A 19906-nucleotide genomic window follows, 5' to 3' on the forward strand; every position below is an offset into this window, starting at 1 on the left:
CAATAATTGCCTTAATCAGGCTTTTTCCAGCGTACAAAGCAACGGATGCTCGTTCTCCCTGGCGTATTGATTTACATGTGCGACTTTTGTCTCTGCCACTTCGGCAGTAAAGACACCGCAAATCGCCTTTCCTTGATAATGCACATTGAGCATCAATTGTGTTGCACGTTCAATATCATAAGAAAAGAACTTTTGCAGAACGTCAATCACAAATTCCATCGGTGTGTAATCGTCGTTGTTTAATATAACTTTATACATAGATGGCGGTTTTAGCGCCTCTTTATACTTATCTTTGACTAAATATTCAAAATTCAGCCAATCATTGTTGTTACCCATTGCTTGCCCATCGCTATACTGAACCACACAAGAGCAATACCTCACTCCGGTTATAAGACCATTTGATGCAGATATCTATTATTATTTTAACATCACTCATGCCATAACGCCGCCAGAGAAAAAAGTAGGGGTAATAATCGCAATAACGGCGAAATTGTATTCAAGTAAACGTAATAGCGTTAGCTGCATCAAACTTTGAAGAACTCGCTCTACCAGATAAAAGCCGCCCCTTGACGTTAAGGCCATTTCCACTAGAGTGTACTTTCGTGAGCTGTTGGAGTTTTAACCAATTCGCGCTCACTTTAACCAGTTATTACCTCATCTCAAACTAGAATAGCCTTGCGAGGGACGTAGAAGTATGGAGACGGGTACTGTTAAATGGTTCAACAATGCCAAAGGTTTTGGCTTTATTTGCCCTGAGGGCGGCGGCGAAGATATCTTCGCTCACTATTCAACTATCCAGATGGATGGATACCGAACATTAAAAGCCGGTCAGATGGTTAATTTTGATGTTCATCAGGGGCCAAAAGGAAACCACGCCAGCCTGATTGTTCCACTTGTATTGGATGTAATATCACCTGAAGCCGCGCTACAGGAACTCTCTGCTTTAGCCTGACGCCGTGCGTTGTTCCGCCCAGTCATTACTGGCAGGCCACTATCGCAGATATTCTGACGTCAAAGCATTTTCCAGGCAGCTAATTACGATGCAACATCAATTATGTTTCAAAATGCCAGCCATCATTAATGGGCTGGCATTTTTATTTTTCATACCTCTAATATGCGGCCATATAATTCAGGATCAACCTTCTGGCACCTGCCCCCCTTTTATTCACGAGCCAAGGCATCAATAGGGTTAAGCCGCGCTGCGCTGCGAGCGGGTAGGTAGCCAAACACCACACCAATCACAGTTGAACACAAGAACGCACTGAATAAGGCCAGCGGTGGGAAAGCGATCTGCCAGTTAGGTAAGAACATTTCCACAATCAAGCCGATGGCGAAAGATAAACTAATACCAAGCGCCCCGCCCACCAGACAGACCAGAATCGCCTCGATTAAAAACTGCTGCATGACATCACTGGAACGCGCACCAACGGCCATGCGTATCCCTATTTCGCGGGTCCGTTCGGTCACCGATACCAACATGATATTCATAACACCAATCCCCCCCACCACCAGCGAGATAACCGCCACCAAAGTGAGAAACAATTGCATGGTACGAGTGGTCTTTTCGGCGGTTTGCAGCAAACTATCCATATTGTATGTGAATATATCTTTCTTGCCGTGGCGCATGGTTAATAACCGGACCAACTGCTGTTCAGCCTCTTTACTGCTATAACCTTCTTTGATCCGAACAGTGATCGAATCAAAATAAGAGCGCCCCATTAGACGGCTGGCCATTGTGCTATAAGGCACCCATACCCGCAGCGCTTTACTACTACCAAACATAGATTGTTTCTCTTCCACCACCCCTACCACGGTGGCGGGCATATTACCAATCAATATCACCTGCCCGACCACATCTTGCATGTTAGGGAATAGACGACGCTGGGTATTACGGTCAATCACTACTGTCTGCGACTGCCGTTCTACTTGCTCGTGGGTAATGGCGGTTCCTTGTTCAAGCTTCATCCCGTAGACTTTAAAATACTGTTCACTAACGCCTGATACACTGCCGGCCACGTCAATATTGCCGCGACGCAGCCGTATAGTACTGGTAATCGAGGGGGAGACGGCGCTAACGTAAGGCTGAGCCTGCAAAGCCGCCATATCGTCATAGACCAGAGCCTGCCGGGTGCTGGGATCGTCGTCGCCAAAATCCTTACCCGGATAAATATCAATAGTATTAGTACCAATCGCACGGATATCCGCCAGAACAAGCTGTTTGGCCGCATCCCCCACCACCAGGATGGAAACCACCGAGGCGATACCAATAATGATCCCCAACATGGTCAGAGCGGTACGCATTTTGTTAGCTGACATAGCGCGCCAGGCCATTAACAGCGCCTCACGAAAACGGCCAACCAACTGCTGCCATGACGGGGCTGGTGGTGTCAGACTCATCGGTTCAGATGTCACGATATTTGGCACTGTTTTCGAACCGGAATCCGCCATAATACGGCCATCTTTTATTTCGATTATCCGTTCAGCCTGCGCCGCAACGTTAGGGTCATGGGTAACAATAATTACCGTATGTCCCTGCTGCTGAAGTTGCTTGAGGATAGCCATAACCTCAACGCTGGAGTGACTATCTAATGCGCCTGTCGGCTCATCAGCAAGAATCACCTGGCCGCCATTCATCAAGGCTCTGGCGATACTGACTCGTTGCTGCTGACCACCGGATAACTGATTGGGCTGATAACTCACCCGCTCACCCAGCCCCAAGCGGGTTAACAGCATGTTTGCCCGCTCCCGGCGCTCATTTTTGCCTAAACCGGCGTAAACCGCAGGCACTTCCACATTGTGAGCCGCACTGAGATGCGGCAGCAGATGATAACGCTGGAAAATAAAACCAAAATGCTCACGACGCAGGGCGGCCAGTGCATCGCTGTCCAGCTCTGCGACATCTTGCCCTGCGACACGGTAGACACCCGCACTGGGTTTATCCAGACACCCCAAAATGTTCATCAGCGTCGATTTACCCGAGCCGGAGGCTCCGATAATCGCGACCAACTCACCGGCATTAATTGTCAGCGAGACGTCCTGCAACACATCAACGGTTTCTTCGCCGGACTGATAGCTACGACGAATGCCTTTTAACTCAAGCAATACCGTCATTACGCATCCTCCGTGCCACCGCGACTAACGATGACGTCCTCACCGACATTGAGACCGGAAATCACCTGTGCATCAACATTATTACGGATACCAATAGTGACCTCACGTTTCTCTTCTTTTCCGTCCTTCAAAACAGTTACCTGATAGCGATTGGTATCGAGCGCCTCACCTAATGCAGACAATGGGATCACTATCGCCTGCTGAACATTAGCCAATTGAATTGATACTTGCGCAGTCATTTGCAGGCGCAATAACCTGTCAGGATTTGGCACTTCAAAACGGGCCGAGTAGAAAATAGCATCGTTCACTTTTTCTGGTGTCGGCTGAATATCTTTCAACACGCCATCAAAGCGTTTACCGGGGTCACCCAATACCGTGAATGACGCTTTCATCCCCGGTTTCAGGTGGATAACATCCGCTTCCGATACTTTTGCATTCACCAGCATGGTGCTCATATCAGCCAATGTCAGAATATTCGGAGCCTGTTGTGCGGCAATCACCGTCTGGCCTTGCAAAGTGGTAATTTGTACCACATCGCCATCCATCGGCGCAGAAATTTGGGTGTAATCCAGATTGATTTTGGCCGTATCCAGACTGGCTTTGGTCTTGTTGATTTGCGCTTTGATCGTCTCAATCTGCGCATTTTTTACCGCCAGTGTGGTACTGGCCTGGTCCAAGTCCTGACGTGACACCGCCTGCAATTTCGCCAGTTCCTGCTGGCGACGCAGCGTGACCGCAGCCAGTTGCGCTTCGGCTTTTGCCTGCGCTAACTGGGCGTTCAAATCCTGCAATGTCGCCTCCACTTCTTTGATCTGGTTTTGTGCTGCTTGCGGATCGATCATCGCCAGCAATTGCCCCTGTTTAACCTGATCACCGATTTCTACATACAGTTTTTCCAGTTGGCCGCTTACCTGCGCTCCGACATCCACTTTTCGTACCGCATCCAGTTTACCGGTTGCCAGTACATTTTGTTGCAGGTCACGGTTGGCAACTTTAACCGTTTGGTATTGCACCGGTTCGGGTGCCATCAAGTGCCTGATAATGAAAAAACCGCTAATAATCAATACGGCAATTGCACTAAACCATCGGCGTTGGCTTCTACTGAACTGCATCAACTAAGTTACCTTCCTTATTATTTACAAACTTATTAAACAACTAAAAATAGCAGTGACGGCCACTACCAGAAAACATATCAGCTAAAAATAGCATCAGAAACTCTCATTTAATTAAACCAACTATCAATATTCGCCGTACCACTGCAGGGATCTAAGATGCATTTACGTACCGTTTAGTTCCCGTTTGGTTCAATAGCGTTGTAAATAAATAGAACGATGAAAACGGACTTAATCATGCATAAGATCGATAACACCGCGCCAGTCCCTGATAATATTAATCGTTGGGGGTTAATAGCCTTATTATTCCAAGGTCATCAAGCTTTGGGTGGCTCATGGCAAGAATTACGGTTTCGACTTAAATTTCTGCTCAGAACGCTCATCAGCCCCCAACTGACACTTGACTTTCTTGGCACTTTAGCTCAACAGCCCTTTATAAACAGCATGTTACAAGCGCAGCCCGACCTGCCTTGTAAATTGCATCGCCCCTATCTGGCAAATACTTTCAATAACCGACAAAAGCTAGGTGTATTGCAGGATCATTTTGAGCTAATAAATCAATGTATCCCGGAGTCATTACGTCAGGGTTACTTGCACCGGTCACCTTATAAACTGACTGAACTTATCGGCAAGAATGGCGAAAAATATTCGCTTTATTTGGGCGTTATTCCAAAACTCAATAAAGAAGGCGAAATTACGCTGATGCTGACTAATGAGCAACAACAAGATCTGGCACTGCTCACTTTCAGTCTATTTTATTACCAGCAACAAAAAACGTTATTTATTGGTGGGTTACAAGGTGCGGACACTGACACTCCCCATAGCGAGATTCATCTCAGCACCAAAGCTTGTCACGGCCTGTTCCCAAAACGCCTGGTATTGGAGGCAGCCTGCAATCTGGCTGAGTTGATGGGAATTACTCAAATTATTGCCGTAGGGAATGCCACGCATATTTATCAGAACTGGCGCTACCGGGCTAAAAAGAAAGATAAATTACATGCCGATTACGATAGCTTCTGGCTTTCACTTGGCGCAAAACAGTGTGCTGAGGGTCACTTCAACTTGCCGTGCCGGATTGCACGTAAACCTATCGAAGATATTGCGAGTAAAAAACGGGCCGAATATCGTCGCCGCTATCAGCTACTTGAGCAGTTAGACTGTGGGCTAGCCGCGCATTTCCACACGGCTGGAGTCAATCAAGTACACTAATCCGCTCGCCCTCTTGCCAGCCAGACAACACGAGAGAACATTTTTTTCAGCAATGGAGGGATTGACTCCGTTCCCCAGTCTCTGGCCTGATTGGTCACTTCAATGGCTAAATCTGGTTTGGAGGTGCGGTGTATGGCTTTTTCAATCACCCTACGAGGCTGCATTTTGGCATTCGGTGGGATCATTGAAATACGGTGATAGACCTTATCAAAACCCGCGCGGTACAAAAAGTGCTCCATATCCGGCGCGGGTAAGATAGTGAGGCGGTTCCGCTCGTAGTCGCGCTCACTCTCCGCCATATTGCGCACTGTGGCGGCGTATTTTTTACCCGCATCATCACCGTCAGTCAGGACATGCCACTGTATCCCCATCCGGTTGGCAAATTTCAATAACGGGCGTAAACCACTTTGTGCAAACTCAATGACCTTTACCCCTTCGGCCTCAAAATGATAACCACACTGGCGCGCTAATTCATTCAGCAGCCATATTTCTGTCTCACCTTCAACCAGCAGCCAACAGCGGGCAAAGAAGGCTGAGGGGCGGTTGAGGCGGATATGGAAAGCAATTCGGCGGCTGTCTTCAGAACTCATGCCGCGCGGGCCAATACGGTAGGTGGCGACTTTGGCCGATTCACGCACCAGCCGGCAAATGCTTTCAATCGGAACTAACGACACTAGTTCGCCAGAATTAGTGGTGGTGATGCGCTGAAGTGGCAACTGACTGAGTAGCCCCCAAGCGACAGACAACATAATTGGGTGTAGGCGGGTTTCCGGGTCTTCTACCAACAACAGCGGGCGGGCGTGAGGATCAAGGCTTAATGACCCTTTTGCTTGCAGCAACGTAGAAAACATCCCAAGTAGAATCAAACGCATACTCCGACTATTAGGCTCAGCCACCATGCGGTTGATGTTATCTAAAGCCTGCCAGGCTTCACGATCGGGTTGCTGCCGGTAACGGTGGTTATGCAGACCCGGTGATTGCGTTCCAAGCTCGGCAAAGTAGTGCTCCAATAGTTGACGCATCGCCTCCAGCCCCTGGCGCAACTCGGTGTTGGTCAGTTTTTGCGGGTTACGAACCAACTGGCGGCTGAGCTGATCTAACTGCTGGTTCAAGGCGGCTTTATCTGGTTTCTGGCTATTTTCAGCGGTCGAACTGCGTAGGCGACGCATGAAACGGGCATCTCGCAAGCGTAGAACCGGGTGGATGCGAATAACCGCACGCGCCAATTTTTCAATATCATGTAATGCCAGCGGTAGCCCTGCTATATCAAGGAAGGTTCGCCAGGTACACACGGTATCATCATCTGCCAATTCACCTTCAACACGATAATAAATACGATGCAGGCCATCATCACTTTGGCTCCATAACGGGGCCAATTGCCGATAACGCGGAGCACGCCAATGACCGATGTCTTTCTCGCAAAAAGTAAAAATAACCTGTAGATGACGCTCCTTAGCACGCTCATCCCCTGCCGGATAATAAAAATCCTGTGCCGTAAAATGATAAAGCTGAGGTTCGGGGGACAAAAGCAGAGTGAGGGCATCTAATAAACTGGATTTACCCCAAGCGTTCTCACCGATTAATACGGTATTGTCGTCAAGGCTCAATGAAATACGATTAATACCGCGAAAACCGACAATATCTACGCGTTCAAGATACATGTTATGCCTCCAATGCTATACCCAAAGTCATTGAAGTTGCAGGTAGGCTGCCAGCAACGGGTTTAGTGATTCGGTAAGTGCGCGCAGCTAGCAACCCTACAGCTTCAAGGGCGAAGGGTATAATTCATTCATACTGCTACTACAGATAACACTGTTGAGTCAGCAATCATAGTCGATTGTCTTGAAGCCAAAGGGAAAAAACCTTATGGCTCAAGTAGCGTGACACCCGCGAGCTACTTTACTCTTACCTTGATTTTAGATAGCTTATTGCGCCACAGCCCATTATTCATCTGCTTATGATCCCCAACGTTATTGACGTTACAGCCAGGCAGCAAACGCATGACAAATTGGTTATAAACCATTTTTGAACGTTGTTTGCACCGAGTAACAAGTGCCGCTAACACAGCAGCCACGTCAATGACGAAGGGTATAGGACGGTACAACTCGTGTATTCAGGATTGCTGATCATTCTTTTGCCGTTAATTATTGGTTATCTAATTCCACTTAGCCGCAAATCACTCATTCAATTGATCAATCGCTTACTTAGCTGGATGGTCTACGTTATTTTATTTTTTATGGGCATCAGCCTGGCATTTCTGGAAAACCTCAGCGCTAACCTGCTACTTATTTTTCAGTATACCGGCGTCTTTTTTCTGTGTATTTTTTGCGCCAATTTGTTGGCCTTATTTTTACTCGAACGCAAAATTCCGTGGAAGAACACCCATCGTCAGGAAGCATTGCCGTCTCGGGTGCATATGGCGCTGGAATCACTGAAACTGTGCGGCGTAGTCATTGTGGGCTTTCTGTTGGGCTTAACCCAGTGGGAGTGGTTACAATTTGCGGCGAAAGGCAGTGAAATGGCACTGATTTTCCTGCTATTTTTAGTCGGTATTCAATTACGTAACAGCGGCATGACACTGCGCCAGATAGTATTAAATCGCCGTGGTACCATTGTGGCCTTTGTGGTAGCACTCAGTGCGCTGGCTGGCGGTGTGCTCGCCGCTGTATTGATCGGGTTACCGGTTAAAACCGGGCTGGCGATGGCTTCAGGCTTTGGCTGGTATTCGCTGTCAGGTATTTTATTAACCGATGCATTCGGGCCAATTATTGGTAGCGCAGCATTCTTCAATGATTTAGCCCGTGAATTAGTCGCAATCATGCTCATTCCCACACTGGTTCGCAGCAGCCGCTCAACCGCACTGGGCTTATGTGGCGCGACCTCAATGGACTTCACCCTGCCGGTATTGCAACGCAGTGGTGGGTTAGAGATGGTTCCTGCGGCTATTGTGCATGGCTTCTTATTGAGTTTGTTGGCTCCGGTATTGATCGCATTCTTCTCCTAAATATCTCATATCGCAGTGAGCTGACCGGCTCGCTGCCCTCCCCTTTGCCAAAACTGAATAAATTCTCATTCGCAGCGAAACTTGCGCCAAATCAAAACAAGTTAAAATTGCATTAGAAAAGCCTTTTTAAACCCATCACGCGCCTCTATGCTCTTAAACAAGCATTATAAATGCAACTTTAAAAAGGAAATAATTATGTTCTGTGTGCAATGTGAACAAACCATCCGAACTCCTGCTGGCAACGGCTGCTCTTATGCGCAGGGAATGTGCGGAAAAACCGCCGAAACCTCCGATTTGCAAGACTTACTGGTCGCCGTGTTGCAGGGCCTTTCGGCCTGGGCATTGACCGCCCGCGAGTTGGGTATTGTCGATCACCAAATTGATAGCTTTGCACCCAGAGCTTTTTTCTCGACGCTGACCAATGTGAACTTCGATTCTGATCGTATCGTCGGTTATGCCAAAGAAGCCATTTTGCTGCGTCAGTCGCTGGCTATTCGCTGTCGCTTGCTCGATAGCACCATCACGGTCGCTCACCCGTTGGCTGAACTGCAATTGCAGTCCGATGACATCTCTATCCTGCAACAACAGTCACAGCAGTTTGCACTCAATAGCGATAAAGCTGACGTTGGCGATGATATTCATGGCCTGCGCATGTTGTGTTTGTATGGCCTGAAAGGGGCTGCGGCCTATATGGAACATGCCCATGTGCTGGGCCAGTTTGATGAGCAGATTTATGCCGATTATCACGCATACATGGCCTGGCTGGGTACGCAACCGCGTGACGTTGATACATTGCTCAACAACGCGATGGGTATCGGCAAAATGAACTTCAATGTGATGGCCATTCTGGACCACGGCGAAACCCAAGCCTATGGTGACCCACAACCGACAGCGGTTAATGTGCGCCCGGTCGCAGGTAAAGCTATTCTGATTTCCGGCCATGACCTGAAAGATTTACACATGCTGCTGGAGCAGACTCAGGACAGTGGCATCAATATTTATACTCACGGCGAAATGTTACCTGCTCACGGCTATCCTGAATTGAAGCGCTACCCGCATCTGGTGGGTAACTATGGCAGTGGCTGGCAAAACCAGCAAACTGAATTCGCCAAATTCCCCGGCCCGATCCTGATGACATCTAACTGCATTATTGATCCCAACGTAGGCAATTACGGCGACCGCATCTGGACTCGCAGTATTGTTGGCTGGCCGGGCGTTAATCACTTGGACGGTGAAGATTTCGCGCCCGTGATTGAGCAAGCATTGGGGATGGCGGGCTTCCCGTACAACGAACTGGAACATCTGATTACCGTCGGTTTTGGGTGTCAGACACTGCTGAATGCGGCAGACACGGTGATTGATTTGGTCGCCAGCAAAAAACTGCGCCATGTCTTTCTGGTGGGGGGGTGTGATGGCAGCCGCACAGAACGTAGCTATTTCACCGATTTTGCCCGCAGTGTGCCGCAAGATTGCATCATCATGACACTGGCTTGTGGCAAATACCGCTTCAATAAACTGGATTTCGGTACTTTGGAAGGTTTGCCACGACTGCTGGATGTCGGCCAATGTAATGATGCCTACGCGGCCATTATGCTGGCGGTAAAATTGTCTGAGAAACTGGGTTGTAGCGTTAATGACTTGCCGCTGAGCTTGGTGTTGTCGTGGTTTGAGCAAAAAGCCATCGTCATTCTGCTCACGCTGCTGTCATTAGGGGTGAAAAATATTTATACCGGCCCGACAGCGCCGGGCTTCCTGACCGACAACCTGATGAACATTCTGTATGAGAAATTTGGGATGCGGCCAATCACCACGGTAGAGCAGGATATCAACGCAATTTTGGGTAATTAATTCATCTGATACTGCTATTTTTCACTTATTGCCGCCCGGCGAAAACGGCGTTTTGCTGCCAGCCGGGCTTTTATCGCGATGTTTACCCATGACAAATTCAGAGAATGACCTGATTCATTGTGAGGCTTTGATGACTGATTTTATCCCAACCGACTGCCCTACCGCGCTGTGCCCTAACCGAATGCAAGTTCACTCCATTGTGCAAGAAACGCCGGATGTCTGGAGTCTGCGGCTGATTAATCATGATTTTTACCCTTATCTGCCAGGGCAATACGCGCTGGTTAGTATTCGTAACAGTGATGAAACACTGCGAGCTTATACGCTTTCCTCCACTCCGGGCTTAAGCCCTTTTATCCAACTGACGGTACGCTGTTTAGCCGATGGCGAAGGATCACGCTGGCTCACTCAGCAAGTCAAGGTGGGCGACTATCTGTGGCTTTCTGCGGCTCAAGGCGAGTTTACCTGCGCGGCTGCCGATGACGACCGCTACCTGATGCTGGCCGCCGGTTGTGGTGTAACGCCAATCATGTCGATGTGCCGCGCCTTATTAGCACAGCGCCCACAGGCTGATATTCGGGTGATATTTAATGTGCGCACGCCCTCGGATGTGATTTTTGCAGCGGTTTGGCAAAACTTGTTGCAGCGCTATCCACAACAATTGCAGCTCACATTGATGGCAGAATCAGAGGCAACTGACGGGTTTACCGCAGGTAGAATTAATGACCAGATAATGCAGCACGTCGCGCCAGACATTGCCCAGCGCCGGGTGATGACCTGTGGCCCGGCCCCTTATATGAATTGGGTGGAGGAATATTGCCGTGAGCAATCAGTTCCAGCAACTCATTTCCAAAAAGAACAGTTCCGCACCGCAGATGAAACCATTGATACCAGTAATGAATTAACAATGACCATCAGCCGCCCGTTGCGCAGCGTCAAAGTCCCGGTAGGTACGTCACTGCTATTTGCCTTAGAACAACACAAAGTGCCCGTGATGGCTGCCTGCCGCGCAGGGGTTTGCGGCTCGTGCAAAACCCGCATTTTGCACGGTGAGTACACCACCACCAGCACCATGACGCTCAGCGCCGAAGAAATCGCGCAGGGCTATGTTCTGGCCTGTAGCTGCCAGCTTCAGGGTGATGTGCAGTTAGCTTGATGACGTTTTATCGCCCCATAACGAGCAATGGGGCAATTATCATCAAACCCGCCATACTTTGACCTCATAGAATAATAAATCACCATTAATCCTTGAGGGAACAATCATGAAGCAAACTGTGGCAACATTGGTCGCAAAAACGTTGGAGCAAGCAGGCGTCAAACGTATTTGGGGAGTCACCGGTGACTCACTCAATGGCCTGAGTGATAGCTTGCATCGAATGGCTACCATCGCATGGATGGGTACCCGCCATGAAGAAGTTGCGGCGTTTGCCGCAGGTGCTGAAGCACAGCTCACCGGGCAGTTGGCGGTATGCGCCGGTTCTTGCGGCCCCGGTAACCTGCATTTAATCAACGGCTTATTTGATTGCCACCGTAACCATGTTCCGGTGCTGGCCATTGCCGCACATATTCCCTCCAGTGAGATTGGCAGTGGTTATTTTCAGGAAACCCATCCGCAGGAGCTATTTCGCGAATGTAGCCACTATTGCGAGTTAGTCTCCAATCCTGAACAGTTACCGCGCGTGCTGGAAATCGCCATGCGCAAAGCGATTCTTAACCGTGGCGTTTCGGTGATAGTCCTGCCGGGTGATGTGGCGTTACAAGCCGCGCCTGAAGATGCCGGTATCCTGTGGCAGACGCCGAAATTGCCGTTAATTCAGCCCATAATGAGTGAGCTGAATGTATTGGCTGAAACGCTGAATAAAGCCAAAAACATCACGCTGATGTGTGGTAGCGGCTGTGCTGATGCCCATGATGAAGTGGTGAAACTGGCAGAAATCCTGCAAGCCCCAGTGGTACATGCCCTGCGCGGCAAAGAACATATTGAGTGGGATAATCCTTACAGCGTTGGCATGACCGGGCTGATTGGTTTTGCCTCCGGTTATCATGCGATGATGAATGCCGACACGCTGATTTTGTTAGGAACCCAATTCCCTTACCGTGCCTTTTATCCGACTCACGCCAATATCATTCAAATTGATATCAATCCCGGCAGTCTCGGTGCTCACTGCGCAGTGAATATGGCACTGGTAGGCGATATCAAAACCACTCTCAGCGCATTACTGCCGCAACTGGCGGCCAAAACTGACAATACATTTTTGCAAAAAGCGCTCGATCATTATCGAACGACGCGCAAAGATCTGGATGGATTAGCCACGGCAAATGATAACCAGCCCATCCATCCACAATATCTGGCACAACAAATCAGCCGCCACGCCACAGATGATGCCATTTTCACCTGCGATGTCGGTACGCCAACGGTGTGGGCCGCCCGCTATCTGGAAATGAACGGCAAGCGCCGTCTATTGGGATCGTTCAATCATGGTTCGATGGCTAATGCCATGCCACAAGCCATTGGTGCGCAGGCAACCGCACCGGAGCGGCAAGTTATCGCCTTATGTGGTGATGGCGGTTTCACCATGCTGATGGGGGATTTTCTCACCCTGGCGCAGCTAAAATTGCCGGTGAAAATTGTGGTGTTTAATAACAGCGTGCTGGGATTTGTCGCGATGGAAATGAAGGCAGGCGGTTATCTGACTGATGGCACTGATTTACATAATCCGGATTTTGCCGCTATCGCCAATGCCGCGGGTATCAAAGGGATTCGGGTAGAAAAAGCCTCTGAGTTGGACGCGGCACTGGAAAGCGCATTTGCTCATCCAGGGCCGGTATTGGTGGATGTGATCACCGCCAAACAAGAGCTGTCAATGCCGCCACAAATTAAGTTTGAACAAGCTAAAGGATTCAGCCTGTATATGCTCCGAGCTATTATCAATGGTCGAGGTGATGAAGTAGTTGAACTGGCAAAAACTAACTGGTTGCGCTGATAGCAAATACACTATCAATGACCAGATATGAGTAATGAAAGTGGTGAGTTGGCCATTTTCATTGTTTCTTCCCCTACGCGGCTTGGAATGCAATTAGCCACACTAATTATGTGGTATAGGCGGCATTTTATACTGACCAGGCAGCCAAATATAAAATAGGCGCGTAGAGTTATTATTGACTGATTATCATCATCGTGGTGCCTCCATGACAAAACAAGCCAAACCAGGGTTTTCAGCAACCGCAGAATTAACCTGTTTACTCAGAGCAAAATCCTATGGTGAAAAAAGGCCATTATTTAAAACTGACGACTATGTGGCCGTGATTCTGAGTCAGTCGTTCCACTCCCCTTTCTCCCTGCAGCAAAAAGCCTTTCTGCTGGGCGACGAGAGTGCTAATTTCGCCACGGCACCCGGTATTTATGAATATATCGTGGCCCGAACCCGATTTATTGATGATATTGTCAAGAAGACCGCTGGGCGCTTTAGCAAAATATTTATTCTGGGTGCGGGATATGACTCGCGGGCTATTCGTTTTTACCCTGCTCTGCAACACAGCCTGGTTTATGAAATTGACCGGCCCCTGATGCAGCAGCATAAAATAAAAAAACTTGCCGAATGCGATATCACCCCACCCAGCAATTTACGATTTTTACCCATTGACTTTAACCAGCAAAATCTGTCGGATGCACTCGCGCAGATCCCGTTGCAAACTGGTGATAAATGCCTGTTTTTACTGGAAGGGTTGCTGATGTATCTGGAACCCGCACACGTTAAAAACCTGTTTAACGCGATAAGTGACTATAGCAGTGACGGCAGCCAAATTATCTTTGATTTTGTTAATCAGCATGCGCTCACTGAAGAGATACTATTTGGCGGCGATGAGGCTGGCTATGGCGTAAAAGAGAGTGTTGATTGCGTGCGCAGGATTGGTGAAAAATGGACTTTCGGTATCGCCGCCACAGAGGTGGAAAAAGTCTTACAACAATATGGCTTCGCCTTACTGGATTACGCCGATGCCAGCAAATTGGCAGCACGCTTCTTTGCCGATGAGCGAGGAAGATGTCAGGGGAAAATTAACGCGGCTCCTGCTTTAGTTTATGCCAGTCGAGAAAAGTCCTAATAAATCAGTCAATAATCGTACTCTTTATTTATTATCGATTAACAAGATAGATATTATTCGCCATATACATAAATAATATCTCTCACGCCTTTCTTGTTTTACCAATCTGGTTATGATGAATAATCTCTTCTTATTCTGATCATGAGAAAACTATGCTGATTGACTTACGCAGTGACACAGTAACCCAACCCTGCGCTGCAATGCGCAACGCTATGGCCAATGCCGATGTCGGCGACGATGTGTACGGTGATGATCCTACGGTTAACCAACTGGAAGCTGAAGCTGCAAGGCTATCAGGGAAAGCGGCGGCATTGTTCCTGCCAAGCGGTACCCAGGCCAATCTGGTGGCACTGTTGACCCACTGCCAACGTGGTGAAGAATATATTGTCGGCCAGAAAGCGCATAATTATCTGTATGAAGCCGGCGGTGCCGCTGTACTTGGTAGCATCCAACCACAACCTATTGATGCCAATGATGATGGCACCCTGCCACTGGATAAAGTGCTGGCCGCCATCAAACCCGATGATATTCATTTCGCACAAACACGCTTGTTAAGCCTGGAAAATACCCACAGTGGCAAAGTGTTACCACTGAGTTATTTACAGCAGGCGTGGGCATTGACCCGCGAGAAGAAACTGGCGCTACATATTGATGGCGCACGTATTTTCAATGCGGCGGTAGCGCTGAATGTCCCGTTGAGCGAGATAAGCCAATATTGCGACACCCTGACAATTTGCCTCTCTAAGGGGTTAGGCGCGCCGGTAGGCTCCCTGTTGTGTGGCAGCGCTGAATACATCCAACGCGCCCGTCGCTGGCGCAAAATGACCGGTGGCGGTATGCGTCAGGCCGGTATTCTGGCGGCAGCCGGGCTATATGCGTTGCAAAACAATGTCACGCGGCTGAAAGACGATCACGACAACGCCTTATGGCTGGAGGCGCAATTACGCGCACTGGATATCGAGATAGTGGCTCCGGGGGCGCAAACTAACGTGTTGTATATTAAGCAATCGGCTGAAAATGCAGCCAAACTTGGCCCGTGGATGCAACAACACGGGATACTTATCAGCGCCGGCCCGATCACCCGCATATTGACTCACATGAATATCAGCCGCCAGAGCCTGGAAAAAGTGGTGGCGCTATGGCGTGAGTTTTTGATAGAGCAACGCTCATGACACCGCAACGGATACTGGTATTAGGTGCCAGTGGTTATATCGGCCAACACCTGGTCCCGCTGTTAAGTCAGCAAGGCCATCATGTCACTGCCGCCGCACGCCGTATCGAGTGGCTGCAAGAGCAGCAGTGGCCAGATGTCACCTGCCGCTTTGCCGATCTTTATCAGCCCGCGACCCTCAGTGCCGCTTTGCAGGACATTGATGTCGTTTATTATCTGGTACACGGCATGGGGGAAGGCCAAGATTTAATTGAGCAAGAGCGCATTGCTGCCAACAATATGAAAGCCGCGCTGGCACAAATTGCCGCCACCGAGCCGTCATCACTAAAACAGATTATTTATCTTGGCGCATTACAGCCAACCGATAGCAGCTCATCGCATCTGATTGCGCGCAAGCTAACGGGTGAACTGCTGCGTCAAAGCGGTATTCCGGTAACGGAACTGCGCGCCAGTATTATCGTCGGCCCCGGTTCTGCCGCGTTTGAAGTGATGCGTGACATGGTTTATAACCTGCCAATCCTGACACCGCCCCGCTGGGTGCGCTCTAAATCCTCACCGGTGGCACTGGAAAATCTGCTGGTTTATCTGACTGAAATACTCAACCATCCAGCGCCAGATCATCGGGTTTTTGATGTCGCGGGGCCAGAGTATATTAGCTATCAAACGATGTTTGAACGCTTTATCGCGATCAGTGGCAAGCGGCGCTGGTTGATCCCCATCCCACTGCCAACGCGCTTCATCTCGGTCTATTTCATCAATATGGTCACCTCGGTGCCCACGCCGATTGCCAGCGCACTGATTGAAGGTCTAAATCACGATTTGCCTGCCGATGGCCAACCACTACAAGCGCTTATTCCACAAACGCTGATCAGTTTTGACGATGCCGTTAAAGAAACGCTGCGCCGTGAAGATGAAGTGGTGGACTCCGCTGACTGGGGTTATGACCCTGAGGCACGCGCGCGCTGGCGGCCCGGTTACGGCTTCTATCCGAAACAGGCCGGTTGCCAGCTCTCAACTGCGGCCTCCAGCGAAGCGCTGTGGCATGTGGTGCAGCAAATAGGCGGTAAAGAAGGTTACTTCTACGGTAATGCACTGTGGAAAACCCGCGCCTGGATGGATGATATCGCCGGTGGTGGCGTGGTATATGGCCGTCCAGAGCGCGAAAACCTTGAGTTGGGTGACCTGATTGATGGCTGGAAAGTGATTACCATCAAACCGTTACGCCAACTGGCAATGATGTTTGGCATGAAAGCACCTGGCTTGGGCCGCTTAACCTTTACCATCACCGAGCTGGGCGGCTGTCGCCGCTTAGACGTGCGAGCCTGGTGGCATCCTGCTGGTTTCAGCGGGTTGCTATATTGGTTTGTGATGATGCCAGCACATCTGTTTATTTTCCGGGGTATGGCGAAACGCATCGCCACACTGGCGGTACAATATGACCGTGAGCGCGCTCATAAGAATGATGAATAACGCGGCAAATTCACCTAAGCAGGGGATTCTGATTGCATAGCGAATCATTTCACGGAAGAATGGCATATTATTTGCTGAGCGAATGATTACAGGCGCTAGCATTCTGATTTTTGGTGGGAACCGAATTCGCTATGAAGGTATTGGTCACCGGCGCAACCAGTGGATTAGGCCGTAATGCCGTTGAATATCTCCGTCGTCGGGAGATCAAAGTGATCGCCGCAGGTCGTAATCAGGCGATGGGCGCATTATTGACGAAAATAGGCGCTGAATTTGTTCATGCGGATCTGACGAATCTGGTTTCCTCACAAGCAAAAGCCATGTTGATGGATGTCGATACCTTATGGCATTGCTCCAGTTTCACCTCACCGTGGGGGACCGAACTGGCGTTTGATCAGGCAAACGTGCGTGCTACCCGCCGCTTAGGAGAATGGGCGGCGGCCTATGGCGTGGAGAATTTCATTCATATCTCCTCACCGGCTATTTATTTTGATTATCACCACCATCGTAATATTCAGGAAGATTTCCGGCCGGCGCGCTTTGCCAATGAATTTGCCCGCAGCAAAGCGGCGGGTGAAGAAGTCATTCATCAACTGGCATTATCAAACCCACAAACACATTTCACTATTCTGCGCCCGCAGGGCCTGTTCGGTCCCCATGACAAAGTGATGCTACCGCGCCTGCTCCAGATGATTAAATATTATGGCACCCTGCTGCTGCCGCGCGGCGGTAATGCACTGGTGGATATGACTTATCTGGAAAATGCGGTACATGCCATGTGGCTGGCAACGCAGAGCCAGAATACACCATCGGGCCGCGCTTATAACATTACCAACCAGCAGCCCCGTCCGTTACGCACTATCGTGCAGCATCTGCTCGACGAGCTGGGTATGCCTTGTCGTATTCGCTCAGTCCCCTATCCGATGATGGATATTATGGCCCGCGCGATGGAAAAGCTGAGCAATAAAGCGGAAAAAGAGCCGGTACTGACGCATTATGGCGTGGCTAAACTCAATTTTGATCTGACACTGGATACCCGCCGCGCCGAGCAAGAATTAGGTTATCGCCCAATAGTTTCATTAGATGAAGGTATTATCCGCACCGCGCGTTGGCTGAAAGAGCACGGTAAGCTTTGTGCGAAGTAAAACAGAATTATAAGTAAGAATAGAGGTGCCAAGTATAATTAGCAGAAATGGTTTATTTACTGACCGACTGCAACTCTGATGACTTCGGGTATATACTGAAATAACTTTCATGGCAGATTCCTTTAAGGTCATCATATGAAAAAGAAAAATATTGCCTTGGCACTTCCTCTCGTATTTCTTCTTAGCGCCTGTACCAGCACTGTCGATCCCGCTTTTAAGGATATCGGGACACGTAGTGGCCCCTGTATTGAAGGTGGCCCGGATACTGTCGCGCAAAAATTCTATGACTTACGGATTCAACAGATTGGCGGTTTGAATGGCTTACCCGATGACAATCTGTCAGCCCAATTTCGGCCTTATCTGAGCCAGGCGCTGTATCAAGATATTCAGGCCGCCAGAAAACAGGCCAGCGCACCTAATCAGGTGAATAAAACTAAAATGATCAACGGTGATATCTTCACCAGCCTGCGTGAAGGCAGTACCAGTGCCGATGTTGCCAGCGCTTCAACCATTCCTAATACCGATGCGCGCAATATTCCACTACGCGTCAATCTGACTCATCAGAGCGCTGGCGGTCAGGCGGTGATGTGGCAGGATGAAGTGGTCATGGTGCGTGAAGGCACCTGCTGGGTCGTGGATGACATCCGCTTTATGGGGGTTTCCGCCCCTGCCAATAGCCTGCGCCAGCTATTGAGTGCTCACTAACGCACACCTACGATTTGAAAAATGACGGATATGTACCGGTTTTGTTCCAGTAAACCGGTACTCTTTGATTTACAAACAGATTCTCTTTTTGGTTGTTTTTTAACCCATTACTGCGATTGCTCTGTCAGATTAATTCATCGCATGACAAATTCCCTCTGATAGTATTCAAATCCAAATGTTATGCTGTTTTTTGCAACCGATGCGGGTTATTAATAAATTTTAACGCACAAAGATTGCATAAGTATGCCGCGGAAGTTACCATTCACCGCATCATTGGCTATTCAGATTTGGCGCATGAGTATTCAACTTAACGGAATTAACTGTTACTACGGCGTACATCAGGCGCTGTTCGACATTACATTAGACTGTCCGGCTGGCGAAACCTTAGTATTATTAGGGCCAAGCGGCGCGGGTAAAAGCTCATTGCTACGCGTGCTTAACCTCCTGGAAATGCCCCGTTCAGGGACATTGCAAATAGCGGGTAATCACTTTGATTTTACTCAAGCTCCGGGCGCAAAGGCGATTCGTGAATTGCGCCAAAACGTGGGGATGGTCTTCCAGCAATATAATCTTTGGCCGCATCTGTCGGTGGTACAAAATCTGATTGAAGCCCCTTGCCGCGTGCTGGGTCTGTCAAAAGATGAAGCGATGGCGCGTGCGCAGAAACTGCTAACGCGTCTGCGTTTAACTGATTTTGCGGATCGTTTTCCTCTACATCTTTCCGGGGGCCAACAACAACGCGTGGCGATTGCCAGGGCATTGATGATGGAGCCTCAGGTTCTATTATTTGATGAACCGACCGCGGCACTTGACCCGGAAATTACCGCACAAATCGTCAGTATTATCCGCGAGTTGGCCGGTACGGGTATCACGCAGGTCATTGTTACTCATGAGGTTGAAGTCGCCCGTAAGACGGCCAGCCGTGTGGTTTACATGGAGAACGGTCATGTGGTGGAACAAGGCGACGCGAGTCACTTTACCCACCCCACAACCGAGGCTTTTGCCAGCTATCTGTCACATTGATATCTATTTT

16 protein-coding genes are annotated in these 19906 nt (G+C 49.2%); 12 read left to right on the forward strand and 4 right to left on the reverse strand.

Annotation, left to right across the window (positions count from 1 at the left end; genetic code table 11):
- Window positions 1–15: 15 nt before the first annotated feature.
- Window positions 16–336 (reverse strand): ATP-dependent Clp protease adapter ClpS, encoded by a 321-nt coding sequence (gene clpS / locus AT01_RS04895; protein ID WP_042546301.1) that lies wholly within the window; start codon window positions 334–336, stop codon window positions 16–18.
- Between the two features lie 358 nt (window positions 337–694).
- Here clpS and cspD point away from each other — a divergent pair, with 358 nt between their 5' ends.
- On the forward strand, window positions 695–952 hold the full coding sequence (cspD, locus tag AT01_RS04900) for a cold shock-like protein CspD (protein ID WP_004699966.1): 258 nt from the start codon (window positions 695–697) through the stop codon (window positions 950–952).
- 209 nt (window positions 953–1161) lie between these two features.
- On the opposite strand, the gene macB is transcribed toward cspD, so the two are convergent.
- The gene (gene macB, locus AT01_RS04905) at window positions 1162–3111 is read right to left on the reverse strand and encodes a macrolide ABC transporter ATP-binding protein/permease MacB (protein WP_042546302.1); all 1950 of its coding nucleotides are present in this window, start codon (window positions 3109–3111) and stop codon (window positions 1162–1164) included.
- Complete coding sequence (macA, locus tag AT01_RS04910) at window positions 3111–4223, reverse strand: macrolide transporter subunit MacA (protein WP_042546303.1); 1113 nt, start codon at window positions 4221–4223, stop codon at window positions 3111–3113. The genes macB and macA overlap by 1 nt, the downstream gene beginning before the upstream one ends.
- Window positions 4224–4460: 237 nt before the next feature.
- On the opposite strand from macA, the gene AT01_RS04915 reads away from it, so the two are divergent.
- Entirely contained in the window at window positions 4461–5432 is a 972-nt protein-coding gene (locus tag AT01_RS04915; RefSeq protein WP_042546304.1) for a VirK/YbjX family protein, read from the forward strand.
- On the opposite strand, the gene AT01_RS04920 is transcribed toward AT01_RS04915, so the two are convergent.
- The gene (locus AT01_RS04920) at window positions 5429–7093 is read right to left on the reverse strand and encodes an ATP-dependent endonuclease (protein ID WP_042546305.1); all 1665 of its coding nucleotides are present in this window, start codon (window positions 7091–7093) and stop codon (window positions 5429–5431) included. The two genes, AT01_RS04915 and AT01_RS04920, sit on opposite strands and share 4 nt — an antisense overlap.
- Before the next feature lie 446 nt (window positions 7094–7539).
- Here AT01_RS04920 and AT01_RS04925 point away from each other — a divergent pair, with 446 nt between their 5' ends.
- From AT01_RS04925 to artP, 10 genes are all read left to right on the forward strand, one after another.
- The gene (locus tag AT01_RS04925; RefSeq protein WP_042546306.1) at window positions 7540–8436 is read left to right on the forward strand and encodes a lysine exporter LysO family protein; all 897 of its coding nucleotides are present in this window, start codon (window positions 7540–7542) and stop codon (window positions 8434–8436) included.
- A 195-nt stretch (window positions 8437–8631) separates the two neighbouring features.
- A complete protein-coding gene (gene hcp / locus AT01_RS04930) occupies window positions 8632–10284 on the forward strand; it encodes a hydroxylamine reductase (RefSeq protein ID WP_042546307.1) in 1653 nt (550 codons plus the stop codon).
- Between the two features lie 130 nt (window positions 10285–10414).
- Window positions 10415–11437, forward strand: a complete 1023-nt coding sequence (gene hcr / locus AT01_RS04935) for an NADH oxidoreductase (protein ID WP_042548499.1) — start codon at window positions 10415–10417, stop codon at window positions 11435–11437.
- Window positions 11438–11543: 106 nt separating this feature from the next.
- The gene (gene poxB, locus AT01_RS04940) at window positions 11544–13265 is read left to right on the forward strand and encodes a ubiquinone-dependent pyruvate dehydrogenase (protein ID WP_042546308.1); all 1722 of its coding nucleotides are present in this window, start codon (window positions 11544–11546) and stop codon (window positions 13263–13265) included.
- 205 nt (window positions 13266–13470) lie between these two features.
- A complete protein-coding gene (locus AT01_RS04945) occupies window positions 13471–14385 on the forward strand; it encodes a class I SAM-dependent methyltransferase (RefSeq protein WP_042546309.1) in 915 nt (304 codons plus the stop codon).
- A gap of 152 nt (window positions 14386–14537) precedes the next feature.
- The gene (gene ltaE, locus AT01_RS04950; protein ID WP_042546310.1) at window positions 14538–15557 is read left to right on the forward strand and encodes a low-specificity L-threonine aldolase; all 1020 of its coding nucleotides are present in this window, start codon (window positions 14538–14540) and stop codon (window positions 15555–15557) included.
- On the forward strand, window positions 15554–17026 hold the full coding sequence (locus AT01_RS04955; protein ID WP_042546311.1) for a DUF2867 domain-containing protein: 1473 nt from the start codon (window positions 15554–15556) through the stop codon (window positions 17024–17026). Before ltaE ends, AT01_RS04955 begins: the two co-directional genes overlap by 4 nt.
- Before the next feature lie 131 nt (window positions 17027–17157).
- Entirely contained in the window at window positions 17158–18168 is a 1011-nt protein-coding gene (locus tag AT01_RS04960; RefSeq protein WP_042546312.1) for an NAD-dependent epimerase/dehydratase family protein, read from the forward strand.
- Window positions 18169–18303: 135 nt separating this feature from the next.
- Window positions 18304–18873, forward strand: a complete 570-nt coding sequence (locus tag AT01_RS04965) for a lipoprotein (protein ID WP_042546313.1) — start codon at window positions 18304–18306, stop codon at window positions 18871–18873.
- A 294-nt stretch (window positions 18874–19167) separates the two neighbouring features.
- Window positions 19168–19896, forward strand: a complete 729-nt coding sequence (artP, locus tag AT01_RS04970; protein WP_071841564.1) for an arginine ABC transporter ATP-binding protein ArtP — start codon at window positions 19168–19170, stop codon at window positions 19894–19896.
- The last annotated feature ends 10 nt before the right edge of the window (window positions 19897–19906 follow it).

The sequence above is a fragment of the Yersinia aldovae 670-83 genome (assembly GCF_000834395.1).
GTDB lineage: Bacteria > Pseudomonadota > Gammaproteobacteria > Enterobacterales > Enterobacteriaceae > Yersinia > Yersinia aldovae.

Excerpts from the sequence above, each read along its gene's own strand:
- clpS (WP_042546301.1), bottom strand. The coding sequence starts at position 336 with ATGGGTAACAACAATGATTGGCTGAATTTTGAATATTTAGTCAAAGAT.
- cspD (WP_004699966.1), top strand. The coding sequence starts at position 695 with ATGGAGACGGGTACTGTTAAATGGTTCAACAATGCCAAAGGTTTTGGC.
- macB (WP_042546302.1), bottom strand. The coding sequence starts at position 3,111 with ATGACGGTATTGCTTGAGTTAAAAGGCATTCGTCGTAGCTATCAGTCC.
- macA (WP_042546303.1), bottom strand. The coding sequence starts at position 4,223 with ATGCAGTTCAGTAGAAGCCAACGCCGATGGTTTAGTGCAATTGCCGTA.
- AT01_RS04915 (WP_042546304.1), top strand. The coding sequence starts at position 4,461 with ATGCATAAGATCGATAACACCGCGCCAGTCCCTGATAATATTAATCGT.
- AT01_RS04920 (WP_042546305.1), bottom strand. The coding sequence starts at position 7,093 with ATGTATCTTGAACGCGTAGATATTGTCGGTTTTCGCGGTATTAATCGT.
- hcp (WP_042546307.1), top strand. The coding sequence starts at position 8,632 with ATGTTCTGTGTGCAATGTGAACAAACCATCCGAACTCCTGCTGGCAAC.
- hcr (WP_042548499.1), top strand. The coding sequence starts at position 10,415 with ATGACTGATTTTATCCCAACCGACTGCCCTACCGCGCTGTGCCCTAAC.
- poxB (WP_042546308.1), top strand. The coding sequence starts at position 11,544 with ATGAAGCAAACTGTGGCAACATTGGTCGCAAAAACGTTGGAGCAAGCA.
- AT01_RS04945 (WP_042546309.1), top strand. The coding sequence starts at position 13,471 with ATGACAAAACAAGCCAAACCAGGGTTTTCAGCAACCGCAGAATTAACC.
- ltaE (WP_042546310.1), top strand. The coding sequence starts at position 14,538 with ATGCTGATTGACTTACGCAGTGACACAGTAACCCAACCCTGCGCTGCA.
- AT01_RS04955 (WP_042546311.1), top strand. The coding sequence starts at position 15,554 with ATGACACCGCAACGGATACTGGTATTAGGTGCCAGTGGTTATATCGGC.
- AT01_RS04960 (WP_042546312.1), top strand. The coding sequence starts at position 17,158 with ATGAAGGTATTGGTCACCGGCGCAACCAGTGGATTAGGCCGTAATGCC.
- AT01_RS04965 (WP_042546313.1), top strand. The coding sequence starts at position 18,304 with ATGAAAAAGAAAAATATTGCCTTGGCACTTCCTCTCGTATTTCTTCTT.
- artP (WP_071841564.1), top strand. The coding sequence starts at position 19,168 with ATGAGTATTCAACTTAACGGAATTAACTGTTACTACGGCGTACATCAG.